The 22,433-nt window shown below is 73.5% G+C and carries 19 protein-coding genes and 1 tRNA gene; 11 read left to right on the top strand and 9 right to left on the bottom strand.

Annotated elements, in window-relative coordinates; genetic code table 11:
• The first annotated feature begins 208 nt into the window (after positions 1-208).
• A complete protein-coding gene (locus MHY29_RS05240; protein ID WP_239238636.1) occupies positions 209-592 on the top strand; it encodes a cold-shock protein in 384 nt (127 codons plus the stop codon).
• Positions 593-597: 5 nt separating this feature from the next.
• Complete coding sequence (locus MHY29_RS05235; RefSeq protein ID WP_224355581.1) at positions 598-1,092, top strand: DUF3027 domain-containing protein; 495 nt, start codon at positions 598-600, stop codon at positions 1,090-1,092.
• Positions 1,093-1,176: 84 nt separating this feature from the next.
• On the opposite strand, the gene serC is transcribed toward MHY29_RS05235, so the two are convergent.
• Entirely contained in the window at positions 1,177-2,304 is a 1,128-nt protein-coding gene (serC, locus tag MHY29_RS05230) for a phosphoserine transaminase (protein WP_239238633.1), read from the bottom strand.
• A gap of 128 nt (positions 2,305-2,432) precedes the next feature.
• Between serC and MHY29_RS05225 the strand changes: the two genes are divergently transcribed.
• The 3 genes from MHY29_RS05225 (at position 2,433) to MHY29_RS05215 (ending at position 5,697) form a co-directional block, all read left to right on the top strand.
• Positions 2,433-3,131, top strand: coding sequence for a metal-dependent transcriptional regulator (locus MHY29_RS05225; protein ID WP_224355579.1), 699 nt, complete (start codon positions 2,433-2,435; stop codon positions 3,129-3,131).
• 155 nt (positions 3,132-3,286) lie between these two features.
• Entirely contained in the window at positions 3,287-3,781 is a 495-nt protein-coding gene (locus MHY29_RS05220; protein ID WP_239238630.1) for an HNH endonuclease, read from the top strand.
• A 50-nt stretch (positions 3,782-3,831) separates the two neighbouring features.
• A complete protein-coding gene (locus MHY29_RS05215; RefSeq protein WP_224355577.1) occupies positions 3,832-5,697 on the top strand; it encodes an ABC transporter ATP-binding protein in 1,866 nt (621 codons plus the stop codon).
• A gap of 18 nt (positions 5,698-5,715) precedes the next feature.
• Here MHY29_RS05215 and MHY29_RS05210 read toward each other — a convergent pair.
• Together MHY29_RS05210 and MHY29_RS05205 are read right to left on the bottom strand one after the other, a co-directional pair.
• A tRNA-Arg gene (locus tag MHY29_RS05210) sits at positions 5,716-5,792 on the bottom strand.
• 82 nt (positions 5,793-5,874) lie between these two features.
• Positions 5,875-6,504: a hypothetical protein gene (locus tag MHY29_RS05205; RefSeq protein ID WP_239238627.1), complete on the bottom strand. Its 630-nt coding sequence runs from the start codon at positions 6,502-6,504 to the stop codon at positions 5,875-5,877.
• 103 nt (positions 6,505-6,607) lie between these two features.
• On the opposite strand from MHY29_RS05205, the gene pcrA reads away from it, so the two are divergent.
• From pcrA to sucD, 3 genes are all read left to right on the top strand, one after another.
• Positions 6,608-9,232: a DNA helicase PcrA gene (gene pcrA / locus MHY29_RS05200; protein ID WP_239238624.1), complete on the top strand. Its 2,625-nt coding sequence runs from the start codon at positions 6,608-6,610 to the stop codon at positions 9,230-9,232.
• 211 nt (positions 9,233-9,443) lie between these two features.
• On the top strand, positions 9,444-10,613 hold the full coding sequence (gene sucC / locus MHY29_RS05195) for an ADP-forming succinate--CoA ligase subunit beta (RefSeq protein WP_239238606.1): 1,170 nt from the start codon (positions 9,444-9,446) through the stop codon (positions 10,611-10,613).
• Positions 10,614-10,641: 28 nt separating this feature from the next.
• Positions 10,642-11,559 carry a succinate--CoA ligase subunit alpha gene (sucD, locus tag MHY29_RS05190; protein ID WP_239238603.1) on the top strand — a complete coding sequence of 306 codons (918 nt, stop codon included), beginning with the start codon at positions 10,642-10,644 and terminating at the stop codon, positions 11,557-11,559.
• A 97-nt stretch (positions 11,560-11,656) separates the two neighbouring features.
• Here the strand turns inward: sucD and MHY29_RS05185 are convergent, their stop codons facing one another.
• On the bottom strand, positions 11,657-12,787 hold the full coding sequence (locus MHY29_RS05185; protein ID WP_239238600.1) for a VIT1/CCC1 transporter family protein: 1,131 nt from the start codon (positions 12,785-12,787) through the stop codon (positions 11,657-11,659).
• 105 nt (positions 12,788-12,892) lie between these two features.
• Here MHY29_RS05185 and MHY29_RS05180 point away from each other — a divergent pair, with 105 nt between their 5' ends.
• Both MHY29_RS05180 and MHY29_RS05175 read left to right on the top strand, forming a co-directional pair.
• Positions 12,893-13,312, top strand: coding sequence for a YidH family protein (locus tag MHY29_RS05180; RefSeq protein ID WP_224355571.1), 420 nt, complete (start codon positions 12,893-12,895; stop codon positions 13,310-13,312).
• 4 nt (positions 13,313-13,316) lie between these two features.
• Positions 13,317-13,640 (top strand): DUF202 domain-containing protein, encoded by a 324-nt coding sequence (locus tag MHY29_RS05175; RefSeq protein ID WP_239238597.1) that lies wholly within the window; start codon positions 13,317-13,319, stop codon positions 13,638-13,640.
• Positions 13,641-13,712: 72 nt separating this feature from the next.
• Here the strand turns inward: MHY29_RS05175 and MHY29_RS05170 are convergent, their stop codons facing one another.
• The gene (locus MHY29_RS05170) at positions 13,713-14,906 is read right to left on the bottom strand and encodes an alcohol dehydrogenase catalytic domain-containing protein (RefSeq protein WP_224355570.1); all 1,194 of its coding nucleotides are present in this window, start codon (positions 14,904-14,906) and stop codon (positions 13,713-13,715) included.
• Between the two features lie 158 nt (positions 14,907-15,064).
• Here MHY29_RS05170 and MHY29_RS05165 point away from each other — a divergent pair, with 158 nt between their 5' ends.
• Complete coding sequence (locus tag MHY29_RS05165) at positions 15,065-16,426, top strand: thiamine pyrophosphate-binding protein (protein WP_370643454.1); 1,362 nt, start codon at positions 15,065-15,067, stop codon at positions 16,424-16,426.
• A 16-nt stretch (positions 16,427-16,442) separates the two neighbouring features.
• Here MHY29_RS05165 and MHY29_RS05160 read toward each other — a convergent pair whose 3' ends face one another.
• From MHY29_RS05160 to MHY29_RS05145, 4 genes are read right to left on the bottom strand one after another with little or no spacing between them, the layout of a single operon-like run.
• Positions 16,443-17,888: a heparan-alpha-glucosaminide N-acetyltransferase domain-containing protein gene (locus MHY29_RS05160; protein ID WP_239238594.1), complete on the bottom strand. Its 1,446-nt coding sequence runs from the start codon at positions 17,886-17,888 to the stop codon at positions 16,443-16,445.
• Positions 17,885-19,147, bottom strand: coding sequence for a hypothetical protein (locus MHY29_RS05155; RefSeq protein ID WP_239238591.1), 1,263 nt, complete (start codon positions 19,145-19,147; stop codon positions 17,885-17,887). Before MHY29_RS05155 ends, MHY29_RS05160 begins: the two co-directional genes overlap by 4 nt.
• Positions 19,078-20,508, bottom strand: a complete 1,431-nt coding sequence (locus MHY29_RS05150) for a phosphopantetheine-binding protein (protein ID WP_239238588.1) — start codon at positions 20,506-20,508, stop codon at positions 19,078-19,080. Before MHY29_RS05150 ends, MHY29_RS05155 begins: the two co-directional genes overlap by 70 nt.
• Positions 20,505-21,995 (bottom strand): amino acid adenylation domain-containing protein, encoded by a 1,491-nt coding sequence (locus tag MHY29_RS05145; RefSeq protein ID WP_239238585.1) that lies wholly within the window; start codon positions 21,993-21,995, stop codon positions 20,505-20,507. The genes MHY29_RS05150 and MHY29_RS05145 overlap by 4 nt, the downstream gene beginning before the upstream one ends.
• Positions 21,996-22,433 lie beyond the last annotated feature (438 nt).

Here is a 22,433-nt window from a genome sequence, read left to right as displayed (position 1 = left end):
GCGGGGAGGTCCGGGGGGAGGGCACGGATCCACTGTAGTCCGGGTATCCTGGACGATCAGACCCACGTCCGCGGCCTGCGAGGCCGCGCCCGGACGGTCCCGCCGATGCCGCGGCCCGCTGCGGCCGCACCGGTCGGAGACCCCCGGCGCCCCGCGTCGCGCCGCCCCGCCGCAGGACGCCCCGACTCAGTAAGGCAGGTGCCCAGCGATGCCCACGGGCCGCATCAAGTTCTACGACTCCGCCAAGGGGTTCGGCTTCGCCCAGACCGACGACGGCGAGGAGGTGCACGTCCCCGCCGCCGCGCTCCCCGCCGGGGTCTCCGACCTGCGCTCCGGGACCCGCGTGGAGCTCGGCGTGGCGGAGGGACGCCGCGGCAAGCAGGCGCTCTCTGTGGAGGTCCTCGACGACGCCCCCTCCGTGGTGCGCAACCACCGGCCCTCCCCGGAGAAGATGGCGGTGCTGATGGAGGACCTCATCAAGGTCCTCGACCAGACCTCCAACGGCCTGCGCCGCGGCCGCTACCCCCAGCCCGCCCAGGCGCAGAAGATCGCCGCCGTGCTGCGGCGCGTGGCCGACGACCTCGAGGCGTGAGCACGATGACCGAGCACAGCGACACCCCGGGGCAGACCGACACCTCCGGGCAGACCCACACCCCCGAGCAGGCCCCTGCCGTCGCGCCCGCCGGACCGGCCGCCGACGCCGCCCCCGCGGCCTCGGCGCGCGCCCCGCGCCGCCGGGCCCCCAAGCGCGACGAGCTGCTGGCGGCCGCCGTCGACGAGGCCCGCGCCGCCCTGACGGAGCTGGCGGAGGAGGGCCAGGTCGGTCCGCACCTGGGCGTCACGGTGGACGACGACCGCCTGATGACCCACCGCTTCGCGGCGGAGGTGCCCGGCTACACGGGCTGGGTCTGGTACTCCACGATCGCCCGCGCCCCCCGCGCCAAGAAGGTCACGGTCTGCGAGACCGGCCTGGAGGCAGGGGAGGGCGCCGTCGTCGCACCCGCGTGGGTGCCCTACGCGGACCGCGTCAGCGCCGAGGAGCGCGAGCGGCTCGCCGCCGTGGCCGAGGGCCGCGTCCCCGACGCCGGCTGAGCCCGCACGACGCCGGGCACGACGACGCCCCGCCCTTCGGCCCGCACGGCCGGGAGGCGGGGCGTCGTGGCGCCCGGGGAGGGATCAGCCGAGCCGGGCGACCACGTGGTCGATGCAGGCCAGCAGGGCGGTGACGTCCTCCGGGTCGATCGCGGCGAACGTCGCGATGCGCAGCTGGTTGCGGCCGAGCTTGCGGTAGGGCTCCACGTCGACCACGCCGTTGGCGCGCAGGGCCTGGGCGACGGCCGCGGCGTCCACGGCGTCGTCGAAGTCCACGGTGCAGATCACGTTCGAGCGCTCGGCCGGGTCCGCCACGTAGGGGGTGGCGTGCTCCGACGCCTCGGCCCACGCGTACACGCGCGAGGCGGAGTCCGCGGTGCGACCGGTGGTGAACCCCAGCCCGCCGTTCGCGTTCATCCAGCGCAGCTGCGCGTCGAGCATCACGAGGGTGGCCAGCGCGGGCGTGTTGTAGGTCTGGTCCTTCAGGGAGTTGTCCACCGCGATGGACAGGTCCAGGAACTCCGGGATCCAGCGGCCGGACTCCTTGATCTCCGCGACCCGGGCCAGGGCGCGCGGGGAGAAGAGCGCGAGCCACAGGCCGCCGTCGGAGGCGAAGTTCTTCTGCGGGGCGAAGTAGTAGACGTCCGCCTGGGAGACGTCCACGTCCAGGCCGCCGGCGGCGGAGGTCGCGTCGATCACCACGAGGGCGTCGTCGTCGATCCCCTCGGGGCGGACCACGGGGGCGGACACGCCGGTGGAGGTCTCGTTGTGCGGCCACGCGTACACGTCGACGCCGGGCACGGCCTCCGGCTGCGGGCGGGTGCCCGGCTCGGAGGAGCGGATGTCGGAGGCCTCGAGGAACGGGGCGTTGTCCGTGGCGCGGGCGAACTTGGAGCCGAACTCGCCGAAGCTCAGGTGCTGGGCCTTCGAGCGGACCAGGGAGAACGCGGCGGCGTCCCAGAAGGCCGTGGACCCGCCGACGCCGAGGACCACCTCGTAGCCCTCCGGGACGGAGAACAGCTCGGCGACGCCGGCCCGGACGGAGGCCACCAGGTCCTTCACCGGCTTCTGGCGGTGGGAGGTGCCCAGCAGGCCGGCGGCCTCCTGCAGCGCCTGCAGCTGCTCGGGGCGCACCTTGGAGGGGCCGGCGCCGAAACGGCCGTCCTGGGGGAGCATCTCCGGGGGGATGGTGATCGCGGTGGGGTCGGTCATGGGGTCCTCCTGTGGCGGGGCGTCGGTGGCCCTGCCCATTCTCCCGCCGCCCCGATCGCCGCCCGCGAACGTGACGCGGCTCCCGACTAGGATGGCCGGGACCAGTCAGCGGGAAAGAGGACGGCGCGATGACGGACCTGATCGACACCACGGAGATGTATCTCCGGACCATCCTCGAGCTCGAGGAGGAGGGCACCGTCCCCCTCCGCGCCCGCATCGTCGAGCGCCTGGAGCACTCCGGCCCCACCGTCTCGCAGACCGTGGCGCGCATGGAGCGCGACGGCCTGGTGCACGTGGGATCGGACCGCCGCCTGCTGCTCACCGACGAGGGGCGTGAGCGCGCCGTGGCCGTGCTGCGCAAGCATCGCCTGGCCGAGCGGCTGCTGTCCGACGTGATCGGACTGGACTGGGCCTACGTGCACGATGAGGCCTGCCGCTGGGAGCACGTGATGAGCGACCGCGTGGAGCAGCGCCTGCTGGAGGTGCTGGAGAACCCGACGGCCACCCCGTACGGCACCCCGATCCCCCCGCGGCCCGAGGCGCAGTCCGCCGGCGAGTGGAGCCGGGACCTCGGCCTGGCGGGGGAGCCGCTGGCCACGGCGGCGGCGACGCCGGGGCGGTTCCGCGTGGGCAGCCTCTCCGAGGGTGTGCAGGCGGACCCGGAGCTGCTGGCCGAGCTGCAGGACGCGGGTGTGCTCCCGGGCGGCGTGCTCGAGGCGCAGCCGGCGCTGGAGGCCGGCTACGTGCGCGTGCAGGGGGAGGGCTCCGCCGAGGCCCTCGAGCTGTCGGCCGGCACCGCCGCGCACGTGTGGGTGCAGCGCCTCTGACTCCACCGTCGTGCGTCCACCGGCTGACGCGCGGATGACGGGCCGGTGAAGACTCCGGGCCGCCGTCGACGGACACGCCGCGGACCCGCGGGGGCGGACCTACCCTGAGGGTCAGAAGCCCGTGCAGCCCCGCCCGCCATCCCCCGAGGTCCGTCATGCGCACACTCGTCCTCAACGCCGGCTACGAACCCGTCTCGGTGGTCTCCGACCGCCGGGCGCTGCTGCTCGTCGCCACGGGGAAGGCCAGCGTGCTCGAGGACGGCGACGCGCCCATGCACAGCCCCACCCGCGCGTGGGGCCGGCCGCTGGTGATCCTCCTCCACCAGTACGTGCGCGTGCCTCACGCCGACGCCGCCGCCGTCTCCCGCAAGGGCGTGCTCCGCCGGGACGGCCACCGCTGCGCCTACTGCGGCGCCCACGCCACCACCGTGGACCACGTCCACCCCCGCTCGCGCGGCGGGCAGAACACCTGGGAGAACCTCGTGGCCTGCTGCCTGCGCTGCAACTCCGCCAAGGCGGACCGCTCCCTCGACGCCCTCGGCTGGCGGCTGCGCGTGGTCCCGACGCGGCCCTGCGGGGTCCAATGGCGGCTGCGGGAGCTGGAGCGGCCCGCCCCCGCGTGGGAGGGCTGGCTGCAGCTCGCCGCCTGAGCGCCGCTCGTAGACTGGGGGCTTCGGCCCGGAGGAGCAGGAGACCCCCCATGAGCATGGAGTCCGTGGCACGCGTCTCGATGATGCGCCTGCAGCGCGGGGGCACGGCGCCGCAGCCGCTGGCCCCCGGCACCGTGCGGCGCACCGTCGCGTTCGCCGCGCAGTACCGTGCCCGCCTCATCGTGTTCGTCGCCGCCTCCGTGGTGAGCGCCGTGCTCGGCGTGGCGTCCCCGGTGCTCGCGGGCGACGTCGTGAACGCCATCACGGGCGGCACCGACCGGGCCCTCGTGGTGCGCCTGGCCCTGCTGATCGCGGCGGTCGCGCTCGCGGACGCGGCGCTGAGCGTGTTCACCAAGTGGCTCTCCTCCGGGTTGGGGGAGCGGGTCATCTACGACCTGCGCACCCGGGTGTTCGACCACGTGCAGCGCATGCCCGTGGCCTTCTTCCAGCGCACCCGCACGGGTGCGCTGGTCTCGCGCCTGAACAACGACGTGATCGGCGCCCAGTCCGCCATCTCCCGCACCCTCTCCGGGGTGGTGGCCAACGCCGTCTCGCTGGCGCTGACGCTGGCGGTCATGCTCGCCACCAGCTGGCAGATCACCCTGCTCTCCCTGGTGCTGCTGCCCCTGTTCCTGGTCCCGGCCCGGATGGTGGGCGGCCGGCTCGCCGCGCTCTCTCGGGAGCGCGCCGGGCACAACGCCGCCATGGGCGACCAGATGACGGAGCGGTTCTCCGCGCCCGGCGCCACCCTGATCAAGCTCTTCGGCGAGCCCGGCGCGGAGTCGGCCGAGTTCGCCCGCCGCGCGGACCGGGTGCGCGCCACCGGCGTGGACATCTCCGTACGCCAGGCCGTGTTCACCACCCTGCTCACCCTGGTCTCCGCGCTCGCCCTCGCGGCGGTCTACGGCGTCGGGGGGCTGCAGGCCATCGCGGGCACGCTGGACGCCGGCGACGTCGTCACGATGGCCCTGCTCCTCACCCGCCTCTACGCGCCGCTGACCTCCCTGGCCAACGCGCGCATCGAGATCATGAGCGCCCTGGTGAGCTTCGAGCGGGTCTTCGAGGTGCTCGACCTGGAGCCGCTGATCACGGAGCCGGCGCACCCCGTCCCCGTGCCGGACGGGCCCCTGGCCGTGACCCTCGATGACGTGCACTTCGCGTACCCGTCCGCGCAGGAGGTGTCCCTCGCCTCGCTCGAGGAGGTGGCGGTGCTGGACACCCGCGGCGGGGAGGAGGTGCTCCACGGCGTCGACGTGGACGTGCCCGCGGGCCGGACCGTCGCGCTGGTCGGCTCCTCCGGCGCGGGCAAATCCACCATCGCCTCGCTGGTGACCCGGCTGTACGACGTCACCTCCGGCGCCGTGCGGCTGGGCGGCGTGGACGTGCGGGACATGGCGTTCGCGGACCTGCACCGCGCCGTGGGCATGGTGACCCAGGACGGGCACCTGTTCCACGACACCGTGCGCGGGAACCTGCTGCTCGCCCGCCCGGCCGCCACCGACGCCGAGGTCTGGGACGCCGTGGACCGCGCCCGCCTGCGCGGTGTGGTCGAGTCCCTGCCGGACGGGCTGGACACCGTGGTCGGCGAGCGCGGCTACCGCCTCTCCGGTGGCGAGCGCCAGCGCATGACCATCGCGCGCCTGCTGCTGGCGGCACCGCGCGTCGTGGTCCTGGACGAGGCGACGGCGGCCCTGGACTCCACCAACGAGCGCGCCATCCAGGAGGCCCTGCGGGAAGCGCTGGCCGGGCGGACGGCCGTCGTGATCGCGCACCGGCTGTCCACCGTGAGGGACGCGGACGAGATCCTCGTGGTCGAGGGCGGGCGGATCGTGGAGCGGGGGCCGCATGCCGCGCTGCTGGCGGCCGGCGGGCGCTACGCGGAGCTGTACACGACGCAGTTCGCGGAGGGCGCGTGAGCCGTGCGGGCGAGGATCTGGTGCCCCAGGCCGGAATCGAACCGACGGCCTACCCTTTAGGAGAGGGTCGCTCTATCCAACTGAGCTACTGAGGCGGGGGACCGGCGTCCGGTCCGGTCGGCCAGTCTAGCCGGTCGGCCGGTCTGGCGGGATGCGCGGTCTGGTGGGGTGGGCGCCTCAGGTGCGCGGGCGACGACGCCGCCCGGCCCACAGCATCACGACCACGGCCACCGTGATCACCGCGAGCAGCACCCAGCGGATCGCGGTGAGCGTGGCGGCCAGGCTCGTGCCGGGGCCGCCGGCGGCGATGGCCGCCTCGATCGCGAGTCCCTCCCAGATGTCCACCACCGCGAACAGGACGCCGAGGGCGAGCGCCCCCCACTTCGCGGCCACGGGCTTCAGCCGCCAGGCGCCCACGGCGGCCACGGTGAGGGCCACCGCCACGGCGAAGATCACGCCGGCGGTCTTGTGCACCCAGTTGAGCTGGCCGCGGGCGGCGTCGTCCATCACGGCGGACAGGGCGGCGACGTGGTCCTGGCCGTAGAAGAGCATCGAGTCCGGCATGGCCAGCCCGCCGGTGAGCTGGGTCATCTGCTGGAGGACCAGCAGGTGGAAGTAGGCCCCGATGAACAGCGTGGTGCCGATCAGCGCGGTGATGAGCATCGCCGGGCTTCCCTCCTGCTGGGCGGCGTCGGCGAGGTCCGCGCGCGGGGAGACGTCGTGCAGGCCGGCGCGACGGGGCTCGGCGGTGGGCGCGGCGCTCGAGCCGGTGCGGGCGGGGCGGGACTTCTTCTGCTTCTTGGACACGGGGTCGCTCACTCCTGGCTGGTGACGGGCTGGCGCCCATTCTCCCAGGCGCCGCGGGCGCCCCCGTACCGGGTCCGCGGCCGCACCTAGACTGGAGCGCGCCATGGCTGACCTCTTCTCCTCCCTCGGACGCGACCCCCTCTTCGCCCCCCGGACCCGCCCCGCGGATCCGGAGACGGCCCTGCCCGGGCTGGTGCCCACGGCGGTGACCCGGGCGGCGGACCCCGAGGCCGGCGCGTGGGGCGCGGGGCGCGACGCCGGCGCCCCCTCCGCGGGGCCGCTCACCCCGGAGGGGCTCGTCGAGGGCCTGAACCCGCAGCAGGCGGCGGCGGTGCAGCACACGGGCAGCCCCCTGCTGATCGTGGCGGGCGCGGGCTCGGGCAAGACCCGCGTGCTGACGCACCGGATCGCGTGGCTGCTGGCCACCGGTCGCGCGCGCCCGCACGAGGTCCTGGCCATCACGTTCACCAACAAGGCGGCCGCGGAGATGCGTGAGCGCATCGCCGGGCTGATCGGGGACACCGCCCGGCGCATGTGGATCAGCACGTTCCACTCCTCCTGCGTGCGGATCCTGCGCAACGAGGCGGCGAACATCGGGCTGAAGTCCACGTTCACCATCTACGACTCCGCGGACTCCCTGCGCCTCGTCACGCAGATCGCCAAGGTGCAGGACCTGGACCCCAAGCGGTTCGCCCCCAAGGCGCTGCTGAGCCGGATCAGCGCCCTGAAGAACGAGCTCGTGGACCCGGAGGACCACGCCTCGCGGGTGGCCGAGGGGGACCCGTGGGGTCGGGCCGTGGCCGCCGTCTACACGGAGTACACGGCGCGCCTGCGCCAGGCCAACGCTCTGGACTTCGACGACCTGATCGGCATGACCGTCCACATGTTCGAGGCGTTCCCGCGGGTGCTGGACGGCTACCGCCGCCGGTTCCGCCACGTGCTCGTGGACGAGTACCAGGACACCAACCACGCCCAGTACCGCCTCATCCGGCTGCTCTCCGGCCCGGCCGGCGAGCCGGAGGGCGTGGACACCCCGGGCGGCGAGCTGACCGTCGTCGGCGACTCGGACCAGTCCATCTACGCGTTCCGTGGGGCAGACATCCGCAACATCGTGGAGTTCGAGCAGGACTTCACGGACGCCGCCACCATCAAGCTGGAGCAGAACTACCGCTCCACGCAGACCATCCTGGACGCCGCCAACGCGGTGATCGCGCACAACCCGGACCGCCGCAAGAAGGACCTGTGGACCGCCGAGGGCGAGGGCCCGCGGATCATCGGCTACGCCGCGGAGAACGAGTCCGCGGAGGCCGAGTGGATCGCCTCCACCATCGATCGCCTGCAGGACGAGGAGGGGATCCGGCCCGCCGACGTCGCCGTGTTCTACCGGACCAACGCGCAGTCCCGTGCGCTCGAGGAGCGCCTGGTCACCCGCGGCATCCCGTACCGCGTCATCGGCGGCACCCGGTTCTACGACCGCAAGGAGATCAAGGACGCGCTCGCCTACCTGCGGGTGGTCGTCAACCCCGACGACGACGTCAACGTCCGCCGCATCCTCAACGAGCCCAAGCGGGGCATCGGGGACCGGGCCGAGGGCGCCGTCGCGGCGTGGGCCGAGCGCAACCGGGTGCCGTTCTTCACGGCGCTCCGCGGCGCGGAGAACGCGCCGGGCATGGCCACCCGCTCGCTGAAGGCCGTCCAGGGCTTCGTGCAGCTGATGGACGACCTCGCCCAGGTGGCCGAGTCCGCCGGGCCCGCCACCGTGCTGGAGGCCGTCCTCGAGCAGTCCGGCATGCTAGCCGCCCTGCGGGAGTCCGAGGACCTGCAGGACGAGTCCCGCGCGGACAACCTCGGCGAGCTCGTGGCCGTGGTCCGCGCGTTCGAGAAGGGCACCCCCGGGGGCACCCTCACCGACTTCCTCGAGCAGGTGGCGCTCGTGGCGGACGCGGACCAGCTGCCTGCCGCCCCGGACGTCGAGGGGGAGGAGCTGGCCGAGCAGCAGGGCCAGGTCACGCTCATGACCCTCCACACCGCCAAGGGTCTGGAGTTCCCCGTGGTGTTCCTCACGGGCATGGAGCACGGCGTGTTCCCGCACTCGCGCTCCCTCACGGACGAGAAGGAGATGGCGGAGGAGCGCCGCCTGGCCTACGTGGGCATCACCCGCGCCCGACGCCGCCTCCACCTCTCCCGCGCCGAGGCCCGCTCCCTGTGGGGCCAGCACCAGTTCAACCCGCCGAGCCAGTTCCTCGGGGAGATCCCCGAGGAGCTGATCGAGTGGGAGCGCGCCGGCACGGACCGCTCCTTCGGGGGCCTGACCAGCCTCGCCGGCGCGGGCACCTCCCGCTACGCGAACCGCTTCTCCGGGGGCGGGTCGGGCTCGGCCCGGCGCGGCTCCATGACCGGGGCCTGGGGCGACCGGGCCGCGGGCGGCGTCGGGGGCGGGCTCGCCTCGAACCGCCAGCAGCGGCTCACCCGCGGCGAGGAGGCCGCCGACCTCACCGTGCCGTCCTCGGTGGTGCGCGGCCGCGCGCCGTCCCGGGTGCAGCCCCAGAAGGAGGTCGTGGCGCTCTCCGCGGGGGACCGCGTGGAGCACGCGACGTTCGGGGCCGGGCGCGTGGACGCCGTCGTCGGGACGGGGGACAAGACCGTGGCCACGGTGACCTTCGACGCCGCCGGGGCGCAGAAGCGCCTGCTGCTGCGCTACGCCCCGCTGACCCGCGTGGAGGGCTGAGGCGCCCCCGGAATTCCGCGCCGGGACGGGGGAGGCAGGCCTCCGAACGGTCGGTCGGGTGCACTAGAGTGGGCGCTGGAACGCCGTCGTCCGCCGCTGCGCCGTGCCCTGCGCACGCACGCTCCCGGGGGGCGGCGGCGCCGAGGCCGGCGTGGTCACACAGGACGCGCGTCGGCAGTACCCAAGTCTTCGACTGAGAAGGACACCCACCGTGGACCTGTATGAGTACCAGGCGCGCGATCTGTTCGAGAAGCACGGGGTCCCCGTGCTGCAGGGCATCGTCGCCGAGACCCCCGAAGAGGCCAAGGCCGCAGCGGAGAAGATCGGCGGCGTGACCGTCGTCAAGGCGCAGGTGAAGGTCGGCGGCCGCGGCAAGGCCGGCGGCGTGAAGGTCGCCAAGACGGCCGACGAGGCCTACGAGCACGCCAAGGCCATCCTCGGCATGGACATCAAGGGCCACACCGTCAACAAGGTCATGATCGCCCAGGGCGCCGACATCGCCGAGGAGTACTACTTCTCCGTGCTGCTGGACCGCGCCAACCGCACCTACCTCGCCATGTGCTCCGTCGAGGGCGGCATGGAGATCGAGCAGCTCGCCGAGGAGCGCCCCGAGGCCCTCGCCAAGGTGCCCGTCTCCGCCCTGACCGGCCTCGACCAGGCCACCGCGGACACGATCGTCGCCGAGGCCGGCTTCCCCGAGGAGCTGCGCGCCGACGTCGCCGAGGTCATCCAGAAGCTCTGGGAGGTCTTCAAGAACGAGGACGCCACGCTCGTCGAGGTGAACCCGCTCGTGAAGACCGGCGACGGCACGATCCTCGCCCTCGACGGCAAGGTCTCCCTGGACGACAACGCCGAGTTCCGCCAGGCCGACCACGCCGGCCTCGTGGACAAGACCACCGAGGACCCGCTGGAGGCCAAGGCCAAGGCCAACGACCTCAACTACGTCAAGCTCGACGGCCAGGTCGGCATCATCGGCAACGGCGCCGGCCTCGTCATGTCCACCCTGGACGTCGTCGCCTACGCCGGCGAGAACCACGGCGGCGTCAAGCCCGCGAACTTCCTCGACATCGGCGGCGGCGCGAACGCCGAGGTCATGGCCGCCGGCCTCGACGTCATCCTGGGCGACGAGCAGGTCAAGTCCGTGTTCGTGAACGTCTTCGGCGGCATCACCGCGTGCGACGCCGTCGCGAACGGCATCGTCAAGGCCCTCGAGATCCTGGGCGACTCCGCCACCAAGCCGCTGGTCGTGCGCCTGGACGGCAACGCCGTGGAGGAGGGCCGCCGCATCCTGCAGGAGGCCGACCACCCGCTGGTCACCCTGGCCGCCACCATGGACGAGGGCGCCGACAAGGCCGCCGAGCTCGCCCACGCCGCGAACTGAACCGTCCCGGAAGGACTGAGGTAAAGACATGTCGATCTACCTGAACAAGGACTCCAAGGTCATCGTCCAGGGCATCACCGGCGGCGAGGGCACCAAGCACACCCGCCTGATGCTCAAGGCCGGCACGAACATCGTGGGCGGCGTGAACGCCCGCAAGGCCGGCACCACCGTGTCCCACGAGGACAAGGACGGCAACGCCGTCGAGCTGCCCGTGTTCGGCTCCGTGGCCGAGGCCATGGAGAAGACCGGCGCGGACGTGTCCGTGGCCTTCGTGCCGCCGGCCTTCGCCAAGGACGCCGCGATCGAGGCCATCGAGGCCGAGATCCCGCTGCTCGTGGTCATCACCGAGGGCATCCCGGTGCAGGACTCCGCGGAGTTCTTCGCCCTGTCCCAGTCGAAGACCGGCGAGGACGGCAAGCCGAAGACCCGCATCATCGGCCCGAACTGCCCCGGCATCATCACCCCCGGCGAGGCCCTGGCCGGCATCACCCCGGCGACCATCACCGGCTCCGGCCCCATCGGCCTGGTGTCCAAGTCCGGCACGCTGACCTACCAGATGATGTACGAGCTGAAGGACTTCGGCTTCTCCACCGCCATCGGCATCGGCGGCGACCCGGTCATCGGCACCACCCACATCGACGCCCTCGAGGCGTTCGAGGCCGACCCGGAGACCAAGGCCATCGTGATGATCGGCGAGATCGGCGGCGACGCCGAGGAGCGCGCGGCCGAGTTCATCAAGGCCAACGTCACCAAGCCGGTCGTCGGCTACGTGGCCGGCTTCACCGCCCCCGAGGGCAAGACCATGGGCCACGCGGGTGCCATCGTGTCCGGCTCCGCCGGCACCGCCCAGGCCAAGAAGGAGGCCCTCGAGGCCGCCGGCGTGAAGGTGGGCAAGACCCCCTCCGAGACCGCCGACCTCATGCGCGAGATCATGAAGGGCCTCTGAGCCCCGCTGATCCCGGGCTGAGCGCCTGACGACGACGCCCCCTCGCCTTCCACGTGGAAGGGAGGGGGCGTCGTCGTGTGCCGGGGCGGGGGATCCGTCAGCCGATGCTGCCGCCGACCAGCAGGCCGAGCAGATAGGTCACGGCGGCGGCGCCGTAGCCGATCATCAGCTGGCGCAGGCCGCGCCACAGCGGGGAGGAGCCGGAGAGCAGGCCCACGACGCCGCCGGTGAACAGCAGGGCGATGCCCACCAGGACCGCGGCGACGACGAGCGCCCCCAGGCCGGTCATGCCGAACAGGTACGGGAGGATCGGGATCAGCGCGCCCGAGGCGAAGAAGCAGAAGCTGGAGAGGGACGCGCCCCACGCCGAGCCGATCTCAGCGAAGGACTCCGAGTGGTCCACGGGGCCCTTCGAGCCGTCCGGGCGGGCGGAGAACTGCGGGTTGCAGTCGCAGGAGAGGTAGCCGAGGCGCTCGAGCGCGCGGTGCTTGGCGTCCTCCGGGGTCATGCCGCGCGCCAGGTACACCAGCTCCAGCTCGTTCCGGTCCAGGTCGAGGTGCTCGGCGGCCTCGAGGGTGATCTGGGTCGGCGAGGACGCCTCGAGCAGCTCGCGCTGGGACCGCACGGACACGTACTCGCCGGCCGCCATGGACAGGGCGCCGGCCAGCAGGCCCGCCACACCCGTGAACAGGACGACGGAGGAGGCCACGCCCGTCGCGCCGATGCCCATGACCAGGGCGAGGTTGGACACGAGGCCGTCGTTCATGCCGAACACGGCGGCGCGGAAGGAGCCGGCCAGCTGCTCGCGCCCCCGGGAGGCGAGCCCGCGGACGACCTCCTCGTGGATCTGCTCGTCCGCGGCCATGTGCTCGGTCGCGTCCTGGTCCTTGGCGTAGGGGGTGTCCGACTCGGCGCGCTGGGCCAGGGCGAGGACGAACACGGAGCCGAACACGCGGGCCAGGGCGCGCAGCAGGATGCGGTGCACGGAGGGGCGCGGGGGGTGCGCGGCGTGCTCGCCGAGCAGCGCGCGCCAGTGCTCCTCGTGCCGCTTCTCCGCCTCGGCCAGGCCGATGAGGATGTCCCGCTCGACGCCGTCCTTGCGGGCGGCGATGTCGCGGTAGATCTGGCCCTCGGCGATCTCGTCGGCGAGGTAGCGGCGCCAGCGTCGGACCTGTTCACGGGTGGGTTCGGGGAGTGCCGCGGGGGTGGCGGCATGGGCGGGACTCATGGGGCTCCATCGGACGGGCGGGATGCGGATGGGGCGCCGCCGTCGCGGGCCGCGGCGGCTGGGCGCGCTCGACCGGCCAGTCTACGCCGCCGCTACCATGGCCGCATGGACGCAGCGGAGACCCCCGACGGCCCCGAGGCCGCCGCGTACGACGGCGGCCGGCCGGCCTGGCAGCACCGCCTCCTGGCGGGTGGGGACGAGCCGGACCCCCGGTTCACGCTCGCCAACGAGCGTACGTTCCTGGCCTGGGTCCGGACGGCTCTGGCGCTGCTGGCCGGCGGGGTCGCGGTGGAGGCGTTCACCGGAGCCCTCTTCGCGCCACCGGTTCGGGTGGCGCTGAGCACGGTGCTGCTCGTCCTGGCGGCGCTGCTCGCCCTGGGCGCGGGTGCGCGATGGCTCCGGGTGGAGCGCGCGATGCGCCGCGGCCGTCCGCTGCCGCTGCCACTGATCGTCCCGGTCCTCGCGGGGGGTGTCGTGCTGGCCGTCGTGGTGCTGATGCTCGCCGTCGTCCTGCCGCGGGGCTGAGGCGATGCGTCTGCATCACGACCCGGGACTGCAGCCCGAGCGCACCGTGATGAGCTGGGGCCGCACGGTCCTGGCGCTGAGCGTCCTCAGCCTCACGTTCCTGAGGTGGTGGCCGGCCGTCGGCGCGTGGGCGTTCGGGCCTGCGGTGGTGGCGGCCGTCGGCGGGGCGGCGGTGCTGGCCACGCAGCGCCGGCGTTACGTGGCGCAGGCGGATGGGATCGCACGGGGGCAGGCCCGGCCGGCCCTGGCGTCGGTGGCCTGCATGGTCGCGCTGGTGGTGGGCTTGGCGGCTCTCGGGATCGCCGCCACGCTGCTGCACGCGGCATGATCCGCGGACGACGACGCCCCTCGCCTGCGCGGGCAGGTGAGGGGCGCCGTCGTGCCGCCGGGGGCGGACCGCTCAGCGGGCGATCATGCCGTGGGGGTCGATGATGAACTTGTCCACAGAGCCCTGGTCGAACTCCGCGTAGGCCTGGGGTGCCTCGTCCAGGCTGATCACGCGCGGGTTGACCATCTCCGTCAGGTACGGCATCCGGTCCCACAGGATCGACATCATCAGCTGGCGGTTGTAGCGCATGATGGGCGCCTGTCCGCCGATGATGTGGGGCGACTTGATCCAGGCCTTGCCGAAGTCCACCGGGAAGGTGCCCTCCTGCTCAGCCTTCGTCTCCGCGATCGGGTCCGGCCCGTAGATGCCGATGATGCCCGTGGCGCCGCCCGGACGGGTGATGTCCAGGACCTGGTTCACGGCGGCGATCGGCTGCATCTCATCGGACTCGGAGCCCAGGCCGTGGGCCTCGGAGCCGACGTAGTCCACCGCGCAGTCCACCATCGGCTCGCCGAGGATGTCGTTCACGGCGTCCTGCAGGTTCTCCGTGACGGAGAGGTCGATGGTCTCGCAGCCGTGCTTGCGCACCAGCTCCAGACGCGAGGCGTCCTGGTCGCCCACGATGATGCACGAGGCGCCCAGCAGTCGAGCGGCGGCCGCGGCGCACCGGCCCACGGGGCCGGCGCCGGCGATGTAGACGGTGGAGCCGGGCTTGGCGCCGGCCGCCATGAGACCGTGGAACGCCGTGGGGAGGATGTCCGAGAGCACGGCCAGATCCAGGATCTTCTCCATCGCCTGCTCCTGGTCCGGGAAGCGCAGCAGCTGGAAGTCGGCGTACGGCACGAACAGGTACTCGGCCTGTCCGCCCTGGAAGTTGCCCAGATTGAAGCCGTAGGCGGCGCACGCCTGCTCCGGGTTGGCGGTCTCACAGATCTCGGTGTGGCCGGCGCGGCAGTTGCGGCAGCGGCCGCAGGCCACGTTGAACGGCACGGAGACGAGGTCGCCCTCCTTCAGGAACTGGACGTCGCTGCCGACCTCCAGCACCTGGCCGGTCATCTCGTGACCCAGCACCATGCCCTCGGGCACGGGGAAGGAGCCGCGGTAGATGTGCAGGTCGCTGCCGCAGATGTTGGTGGCGACGATCTTGAGGATGACGCCGTGCGGGGCGGCGGAGCCGTCGGGCATCTCCAGCTTGGGGAAGTCCAGCTCGTCGACGCGCACGTCCTTGATGCCGTGGAATGCCACGGCGCGGTTCTTGGTGGTCATGAAACTGTTGCCTTTCTGTCTCCAATGACGCCCCCGACGGGGCGAGAGACGGGGCGAACCCGAGGGGGAGTCCCGGTCTCGGGCTGTATGGCGACACTAGGGGCCGGGAGGAGTCAGAGCAAGGTTCGCCCGCCGCCGCATCGCCTGGCCTGACCATCGTGCGGGCATTGGAGGACCGCAGGCCCCGGAATTCCCGGTCAGAGACGCTCTCGGGCCGCGGCGTCACCAAGGCCCAGTTCACGGTCCACCACGCCTCCGGCATCCCCTCCGCCATCCAGGACGCGTGGGCCGAGGCCGTCACCGTCCCGCAGGGGCCGGTGTGGGTGGAGATCCCGCAGGACGTGCTGCTCGGCGAGGTCATGGTGCCCCTGGTCGAGGACGCCCTGGCCGTGCCCTACGACCACGCGCCGCGCGCCGAGCTCGTGGCCGAGTCCGTGCGCTGGCTGCGCGGGGCGGAGCGGGTGGCGATCGTGGCCGGCGGCGGCGTGCGCCGCTCCGGCCGGGCCGCGATGGAGAGCCTGCGGGAGGTCGCGGAGCAGCTCCAGGCCCCCGTGGTCTGCTCCCCCGGTGGCAACACCGCCTTCCCGTGGGAGCACCCGCTCAGCCTCGGCGGCTGGGTGGAGGACCGGCACGTCACGGACCTGCTCGAGGACGCGGAGGTGCTCCTCGTCGTCGGCTCCTCGCTCGGCGAGGTCACCTCGAACTACTTCACCCTCGAGCCCCGCGGCCGGCTCATCCAGGTCGACGCCGAGCCGCGCGTCCTCGAGACCAACCACCCCACCCTCGGCGTCCGGGCCGACGCCGGCCAGGCGCTCGAGGCCCTCGCCGCCGCCCTGCGCGGCGCCGACCGCCGCCCTGCCGTCTGGCACGGCCGCACCGCTGCGCAGACGGTGGCGGGGGTCAACGCGCGCATCACCGCCCGCCTCGACGCTCAGGACCTGGACCGCGAGCGCCGGCTCCTGGCGGACATCCGCGCCGCCGTCCCGTCGACCATGCAGACGTACTGGGACATGACGATCGCCGCCTACTGGGCGTGGAACTGCTGGGACGCGAAGTCTGGACAGTTCCACTCCGCGCAGGGCGCGGGCGGCCTGGGCTATGCATTCCCGGCCGCGTTCGGCGGCGCGGTGGGCCTGGCCCACCAGGGACGCACCGGGATCGACGGGCGCGTGCTCGCCGTCGCCGGCGACGGCTCGGCGATGTACTCCCTCGCCGAGCTCGCGGCCGCCAGGCAGCACAGCGCGGCGGTGACGTGGCTGATCATCGACGACGGCGGGTACGGCATCCTGCGCGAGTACATGGAGGGCGCGTTCGGCCAGGCCACGGCCACCGAGCTCGACCGGCCGGACTTCCAGGCCCTCGCCGCCTCCTTCGGCGTGCCCGCCGAGACGGTGGGAGTGGAGGACGTGCGCGGCGCGCTCGAGCGCGCGTTCCAGGCGGACGGGCCGAACGTCGTCGTGGTGCAGACCCGCCTGGCGATGTGGGCGCCGAGCCACCTCGGGGAGGCCCCGGAGGTCTGAGGCGGCCCGGCGCGGCTCAGCGGGGGTCGGCGGCCTCGAGCGGCTCGTAGTCCGGCCCCGCCCCGGCGGGCCGACCGGGGACGAGGGCCCGGGCCACCGCCTTGGGGACGCGGGAGACGACGGTCTCCAGCGGACCCTGGGCGGACACCCGCCGCCACAGGGTCGCGAAGGACACCAGCAGCACCAGCTGACCCACGAAGAACCACCCCCGCCGCTCCTCCCACCCGGGCACGGTCAGGAGCAGCAGGTGCGAGACGTACACCGTCAGGGACATCGACCCGGCCGCGCGCAGGGGCTCCGTCCAGGCGGGCAGGGAGCCGTCGGGGCGCATCAGGCCCGACGTGAGCATCAGGACGAAGCCGACCACCGCCGCGGCCACGCCCACGGCGTGCAGGGTGGACAGCGGCGTGTCCAGGTGGGGTCCCCGGGCGGCCAGCCACCACGGGGTGGTCGAGAGCATCTCCGCGCTGAGGCCGCGGGAGGCCCGCAGCTCCACGAGGTCGGGCCGGATGCCGGTCACCTCGGCGATGCGCTCGCGGCCGTCCCAGACGTGCAGGGCGGCCCAGCTCAGGCCCGCGGCCACCCCGGTGGCGGCGAGCCCGCCGACCGCCACGAAGGCCTGGCGTTGGCGGTCGAAGATGTTGAGGCGAGCCGCCGCCATGCCGGCGCACACATACGCCATCCAGGTGATCGCCGGGTAGGTGCCGGTCACGAAGAGCTGGATGAGGGTCGGGCCGGGCCGGGTGAAGAGGGAGATGAGGGTGGGGTCGAAGCCCGGCACCGGTGTGCCGGTGGAGACCAGGACCATGCGCAGCACCGGCCCGATCAGCAGGGCGGCCGCCGCGCACAGCGCCAGCGCCGCGGGCCCGAGCCCCAGCAGCGGGATCGCCAGCAGGAACAGCATCGCGTAGTAGGGGAGGATGTCATACGCCGGGAAGTCGATCAGGTTCAGCCCGAGGCCGATCACGAGCAGCATGACGGCGCGGACGGCGATCGCGGCGCGCGCCCGCTGCAGGTCCCGTCCCCGGGCGCCCCGGCTCCCCCCGGAGAGGAAGATCAGGGTGATGCCGGCCAGGAACGCGAAGACCGCGGCCGCGTTGCCGGCCACCACCGTGCCGATGAATCCGCCGAGGCCGCGGTCGTCGATGGCGTCCGCCCACACGTGCACGGCCATCATCCCGGCGAGGGCGAGGAACCGGGCCAGGTCCAGGCCGTGCAGGCGCCGGGCCGAGCGCAGCGCCTGGGTCCGCCAGCTGACCGGCGGGGCACCCCGATGGCCGACCTTGCCGGGTGGGGGCGGTGGCGGCGGGGGCGCCGCCGTATCCGGGGCCGCGTCCGCGCGTCGGCGGGAGACGTCCGTCCACGGGGTGCGCGACGGACGCCGTCCGGGGGCGGGCCGTGCCTCGGTGAAGTCACCCTCGGGCGGCTCGGCCAACGGGTCCTGACGATGCTTCGGGGTCACGACGTCGGCTCCTCTCGTGCAGGGGTGCTCGTGGCGACGACCGGGATCGGCCCGGTCTGCGGGCGCTCGTCCGCGTCCAGGTGATCGGCGCGGGCACGAGCGCGGGTCGCGGTGTCACCGGTGGCCGTGGCCGCGGGGGCGTCCTGCACCGCCCGGATCGGGTTGCCGGACCAGTCCGAGTGCCCGGGGACCGCGTCCTCCCGCAGCACGAGCGAGCCCGGGCGCACGGTGGCACACGGGCCCAGGCTGGAGCCCGGGAGCATGAAGGAGTTGGGCCCGAGGGTCGCACCCTCGTCCAGCCGGACCGGCTGCATCGTCATCACCCGGTCGTGGAACAGGTGGGTCTGCAGCACGGTCCCGCGGTTCACCGTCGCGTTGTCCGCGATCGAGACCAGGTCCGTCTCCGGCAGCCACCAGGACTCCACCCACGCGTTCCGGCCGATCTCCACGCCCATCCACCGCGCCCACATGGTCAGCACGGGGGAGCCCAGGCCGATGCGGATCAGCGAGGGGACCGCCAACACCTCGACGAAGGCGTCCATCAGCTCGTTGCGCCAGACGAACGAGGAGAACAGGGGACGGTCCTGGGGCACGAACTCGCCCACCAGCGCCCACTTGAACAGCACCGGCATCGCCGAGGCGATGAGCGCGGCGGCCACCGCCGCCGGCAGGGACGCCACGGTGGCGACGACGACGCCGCGCAGCGGGTCCGAGCCCTGGCCCGAGGCTCCCATGTACACGGTGGCGAGGAAGTAGACCACGGCGATGTCCAGCCAGCCCACGATGAAGGCGGGCACGAACCGGCACAGCTCCACCGCCCAGCGGGCGGCCTTGAGACGCCGGGGCGGTGCGAAGGTGGCCGCGGCGTCGGCCGCCACCTTCACACGGGGGATGGCCGTGGGGCTGCGGCCCAGCCAGGACGTGCCCGGTGGGGGCCGGTGGGGAGAGACGCCCAGGACCGCCACCAGGGCGTCGTCCGGCAGATCGCGGTCCGGCCCGACGATCGCCGAGTTGCCGACGAAGGAGCCGCGACCGATCACCGTGGAGCCGATGTGGACCCATCCGCGTCCGACGCGGGGCACGGCGGCCATGGAGTGGTCGGCCAGGAAGGCCCCGTCCTCCACGACCGTCAGGTGGGGGATCGTCTCCACCGTGGAGATCTCCACGTTCCGGCCGATCCGCGCGCCCATCAGCCGCATGAGCCAGGGGGTGGCCGAGGAGGCGTAGACGGGATAGGTGCCGACCAGGGTGCGGCGCATGACGTTCTGGATGCTCCACGCCGCCCACGCCTGGAGCGAGTGCGCGGGATAGAAGCCCGGCTTGACGAGGGGGGGGCGAGCAGCCGGACGAAGGCCGAGACCAGAAGGAACCAGGTGGGCACGGCCAGGACCACCACCACCGGGACCCACAGCGCCATCACGGGGAGGACGTCCCGGAAGTCGGTCGCCCCGCGCAGCGGGCTCAGCACCAGCACCACCCAGGGCAGCAGGGCGACCATGGGCAGCAGGGCGAGGACGGCCAGCGTGAACATCTGGCCCGCCGCGGCCAGGGCCACCGGCCATGCGCGGACGCCCCGGGCCGCCCGCGGGTCCTCCGAGGGCCACGTGACGCCGGCCTCCCCCAGCCGGCGCAGTGGGGAGCCGCCCCAGTACTCGTGGGCCGGGACCGAGGACGCCACCCGAGAACCGGCCTGGATCTCCGCCCAGGAGCCCACCCGCACGCCGGGCAGCACGATGCTGCGTGCACCGATGCGGGCGTGGTCGCCGACCACGATCTCACCCAGGACGAACGTGCCGGCCTCGACCCAGTGGCCGTGCAGGTCCGCCTCGGCGCCCACGCTGACGCCGTGGCCGATCCGCACCAGGCCGGTGGCCGAGGGCATGTGATCCAGGTGGGCGCCGCGACCGACCCGAGTGCCGAACATGCGGTGGACGTGCGAGGCTGCGGGCCCCCCGAGCAGGTATTCCAGCCTCGCCGTGGCGATCGCCCGGTCCGCGGCCCACACCCGCAGGTGGGTGAGGCCACCGCGGCGGTAGCGGCCCGGCCGCAGCCCGGCGTTCAGCACTCGCACGACGAGCGCGGTGCCGTAGAGCCGCCCGGGGACGGAGAACAGCACGGCCCAGGCGATCAGCGTCGGCAGCACCGGGGGCGTGACCACCCAGCCGGCCCCGAAGAACTGGCCCAGCGCCCAGATCGCCACGGTCGCTCCGGCCACGTAGCGCAGACCGGCGACCCCGGTCAGGGCCGTCACCCAGGCGATCTGCGCGGGGCCGGTGAAGCGCGGCATCGCGGCCGGCTGCCGCCGTTCGACACGGGGCCCGGAGTCCGCCATGCCGGCGAGGAGGTCCGCCATCCCGGCCAGGGTGGGGTTGGCGTACACCTGCGGGAACTCGAGCTGCGGGTGGTGCTCGCGCAGTGCGGTGACGAGGTGGGCCACGGCCACGGAGCTGCCGCCGAGGGCGAAGAAGTCGGACTCGGGCGTCAAGGGCGCCGGGCCGAGCACGGCGGTCCACCGCTCTGCGAGCCAGCGCAGGTCCTCGGGCAGCGGTGGGGCCTCGCCGGCGTCGAACGGCAGCGGCCACGGCAGCGCTGTGCGGTCGACCTTCCCGGAGGACTTCATCGGAGCTCGTCCACGACGGCGAGGGTGGGGACCGCGCCGCCAGGCAGTCGCTCGCCCATGAGCTCGCGGATGCGGGGCAGGTCCAGCTCGACGCCCTTCTCCGGCATCAGGTAGCCCACGAGCACCGCGGTCCCGGAATCCGTGAGCTGCACCGCGGCGGCCCCGGCCCGGACTCCGGGCATGGCGGTCAGGTGGGCGTCCACCTCCCCGAGCTCGATGCGCTTGCCGCTGATCTTCACCTGGTCGTCGATGCGGCCGGCGAACACCAGGCCCTCGGGTTCCGCGACCACCATGTCCCCGGTCCGGTAGCACCGGTCCCACCCCAGGGCCGCCAGCGGGGCATACTTCTCGGCGTCCTTCTCCGGGTCCAGGTAGCGGCCCAGTCCGACCCCGCCGATCACGAGTTCGCCCGCCTCGCCCCAGCGCACCGGCCTGCCCCTCGGGTCCACGACGGCCAGCTTCCAGCCCGGCACGGGCAGGCCGATCCGGACCTCCTGGCCCGGGCGCAGGATCGCGCCGGAGGCGATCACGGTGGCTTCGGTGGGGCCGTAGGTGTTCCAGAGTTCGCGGTCCTGCGTCGCCAGGCGCGCCACGAGCTCGGGTGGGCACGCCTCGCCGCCGAAGATGAGCAGGCGGATGCCGACCAGCGAGTCGTCCGGCCAGAGGGCCGCGAGCGTCGGGACGGTGGAGATGGCGGTGAGCCGCTTCTGTGCGATCCACGCGCCGAGGTCCGGACCCGACCGGACGACCTCGCGCGGAGCCGCGATCAGGGCCGCGCCGTGCCGCCAGGCCAGCCACATCTCCTCGCACGAGGCGTCGAAGCTGACGGCGAGGCCGGCCATCACACGGTCGCCCGGGCCGAGCGGGTCGTCCTGGAGGTACATCCGCGCCTCGGCGTCGACGAGCGCGGCCGCGTTGCGATGGGTGATGGCCACCCCCTTCGGCAGCCCCGTGGTGCCGGAGGTGAAGATGATCCAGGCGTCGTCCTCGAGACCCGGTGCGCCCGTCCGGCGCAGCGGGGCGACGCCGTCCACGGGGGTGATCGCCATGCCCTCGCCCATGACGCACGCGACGGCGGCCTCGCCGAACACCGTCTCGGCGCGGGAGGCGGGGTCGTCCCAGTCGACGGGCACGTACGCCGCGCCCGACAGCAGGATCGCCACGAGGGCCACGTACAGGTCCGTCGTGCCCGAGGGCACGCGGAGACCGACCCGGTCACCGGGCCCGATCCCCGCCTCACGCAGCCGTGCGGCGACCTGCTCCGCCCGCGCCAGCAGCTGCGTGTAGTTCAGCGCCTCCGACCCGCCGGGGCCATGGCCCTCCAAGGCGACGGCGTCGGGGTGGGCCGCCGCGGTCGCCTTCAGAATGTCGACGAGGGTCCGGGGTGCCGGAGGCGGCTCCACCGGGTAGAGGGCGCGGTCCTCGGACTCCACGGCGCTCGTGGCCGCCGCCGACTCTCGGGACGGGTCGGACTGCTGCGTCGTCATCCTGCCACTCTCCTTCGGCGAGCCGGGGGCCGACCGGCGCCGGAGCCGCTGACTCGACCGTGAGATGGTGGGTCGCCTTTATATCGCATATGGCTGAGCAATGGAAGTGGACCGACGGGTAGGTTGAGGCGCCGGCCAAGGCGTCGGGGCGGTTGCGGGCGTCCCGCCGGTGTCAGTAACTTCCCAGAAAACGTCCTGGAATTATTCCGCCGATCTCACGGAAACGTCCTGCAGCCGTTGCCATGCTGGCCTCTCGACGCGGCCCGCCACCCGGCGGGCGCCCCACGAGAGGAACTCCATGGCCCCCTGGCTCCCGACCCGCTCCCGCGCCGAAGATGCCGAGCGCGTTGCGGCGGGAGACGAGCGTGCCGACGTCGAAGGCGGCGCCCTGGTCTTCGACGTCCTCGGCCGGGCGGTGGAAGGCCCGGCCCTCGAAGG

This window comes from Micrococcus sp. ACRRV (assembly GCF_022346985.1).
GTDB lineage: Bacteria > Actinomycetota > Actinomycetes > Actinomycetales > Micrococcaceae > Micrococcus > Micrococcus porci.
This window is presented reverse-complemented; position numbering and strand designations above follow the sequence as displayed.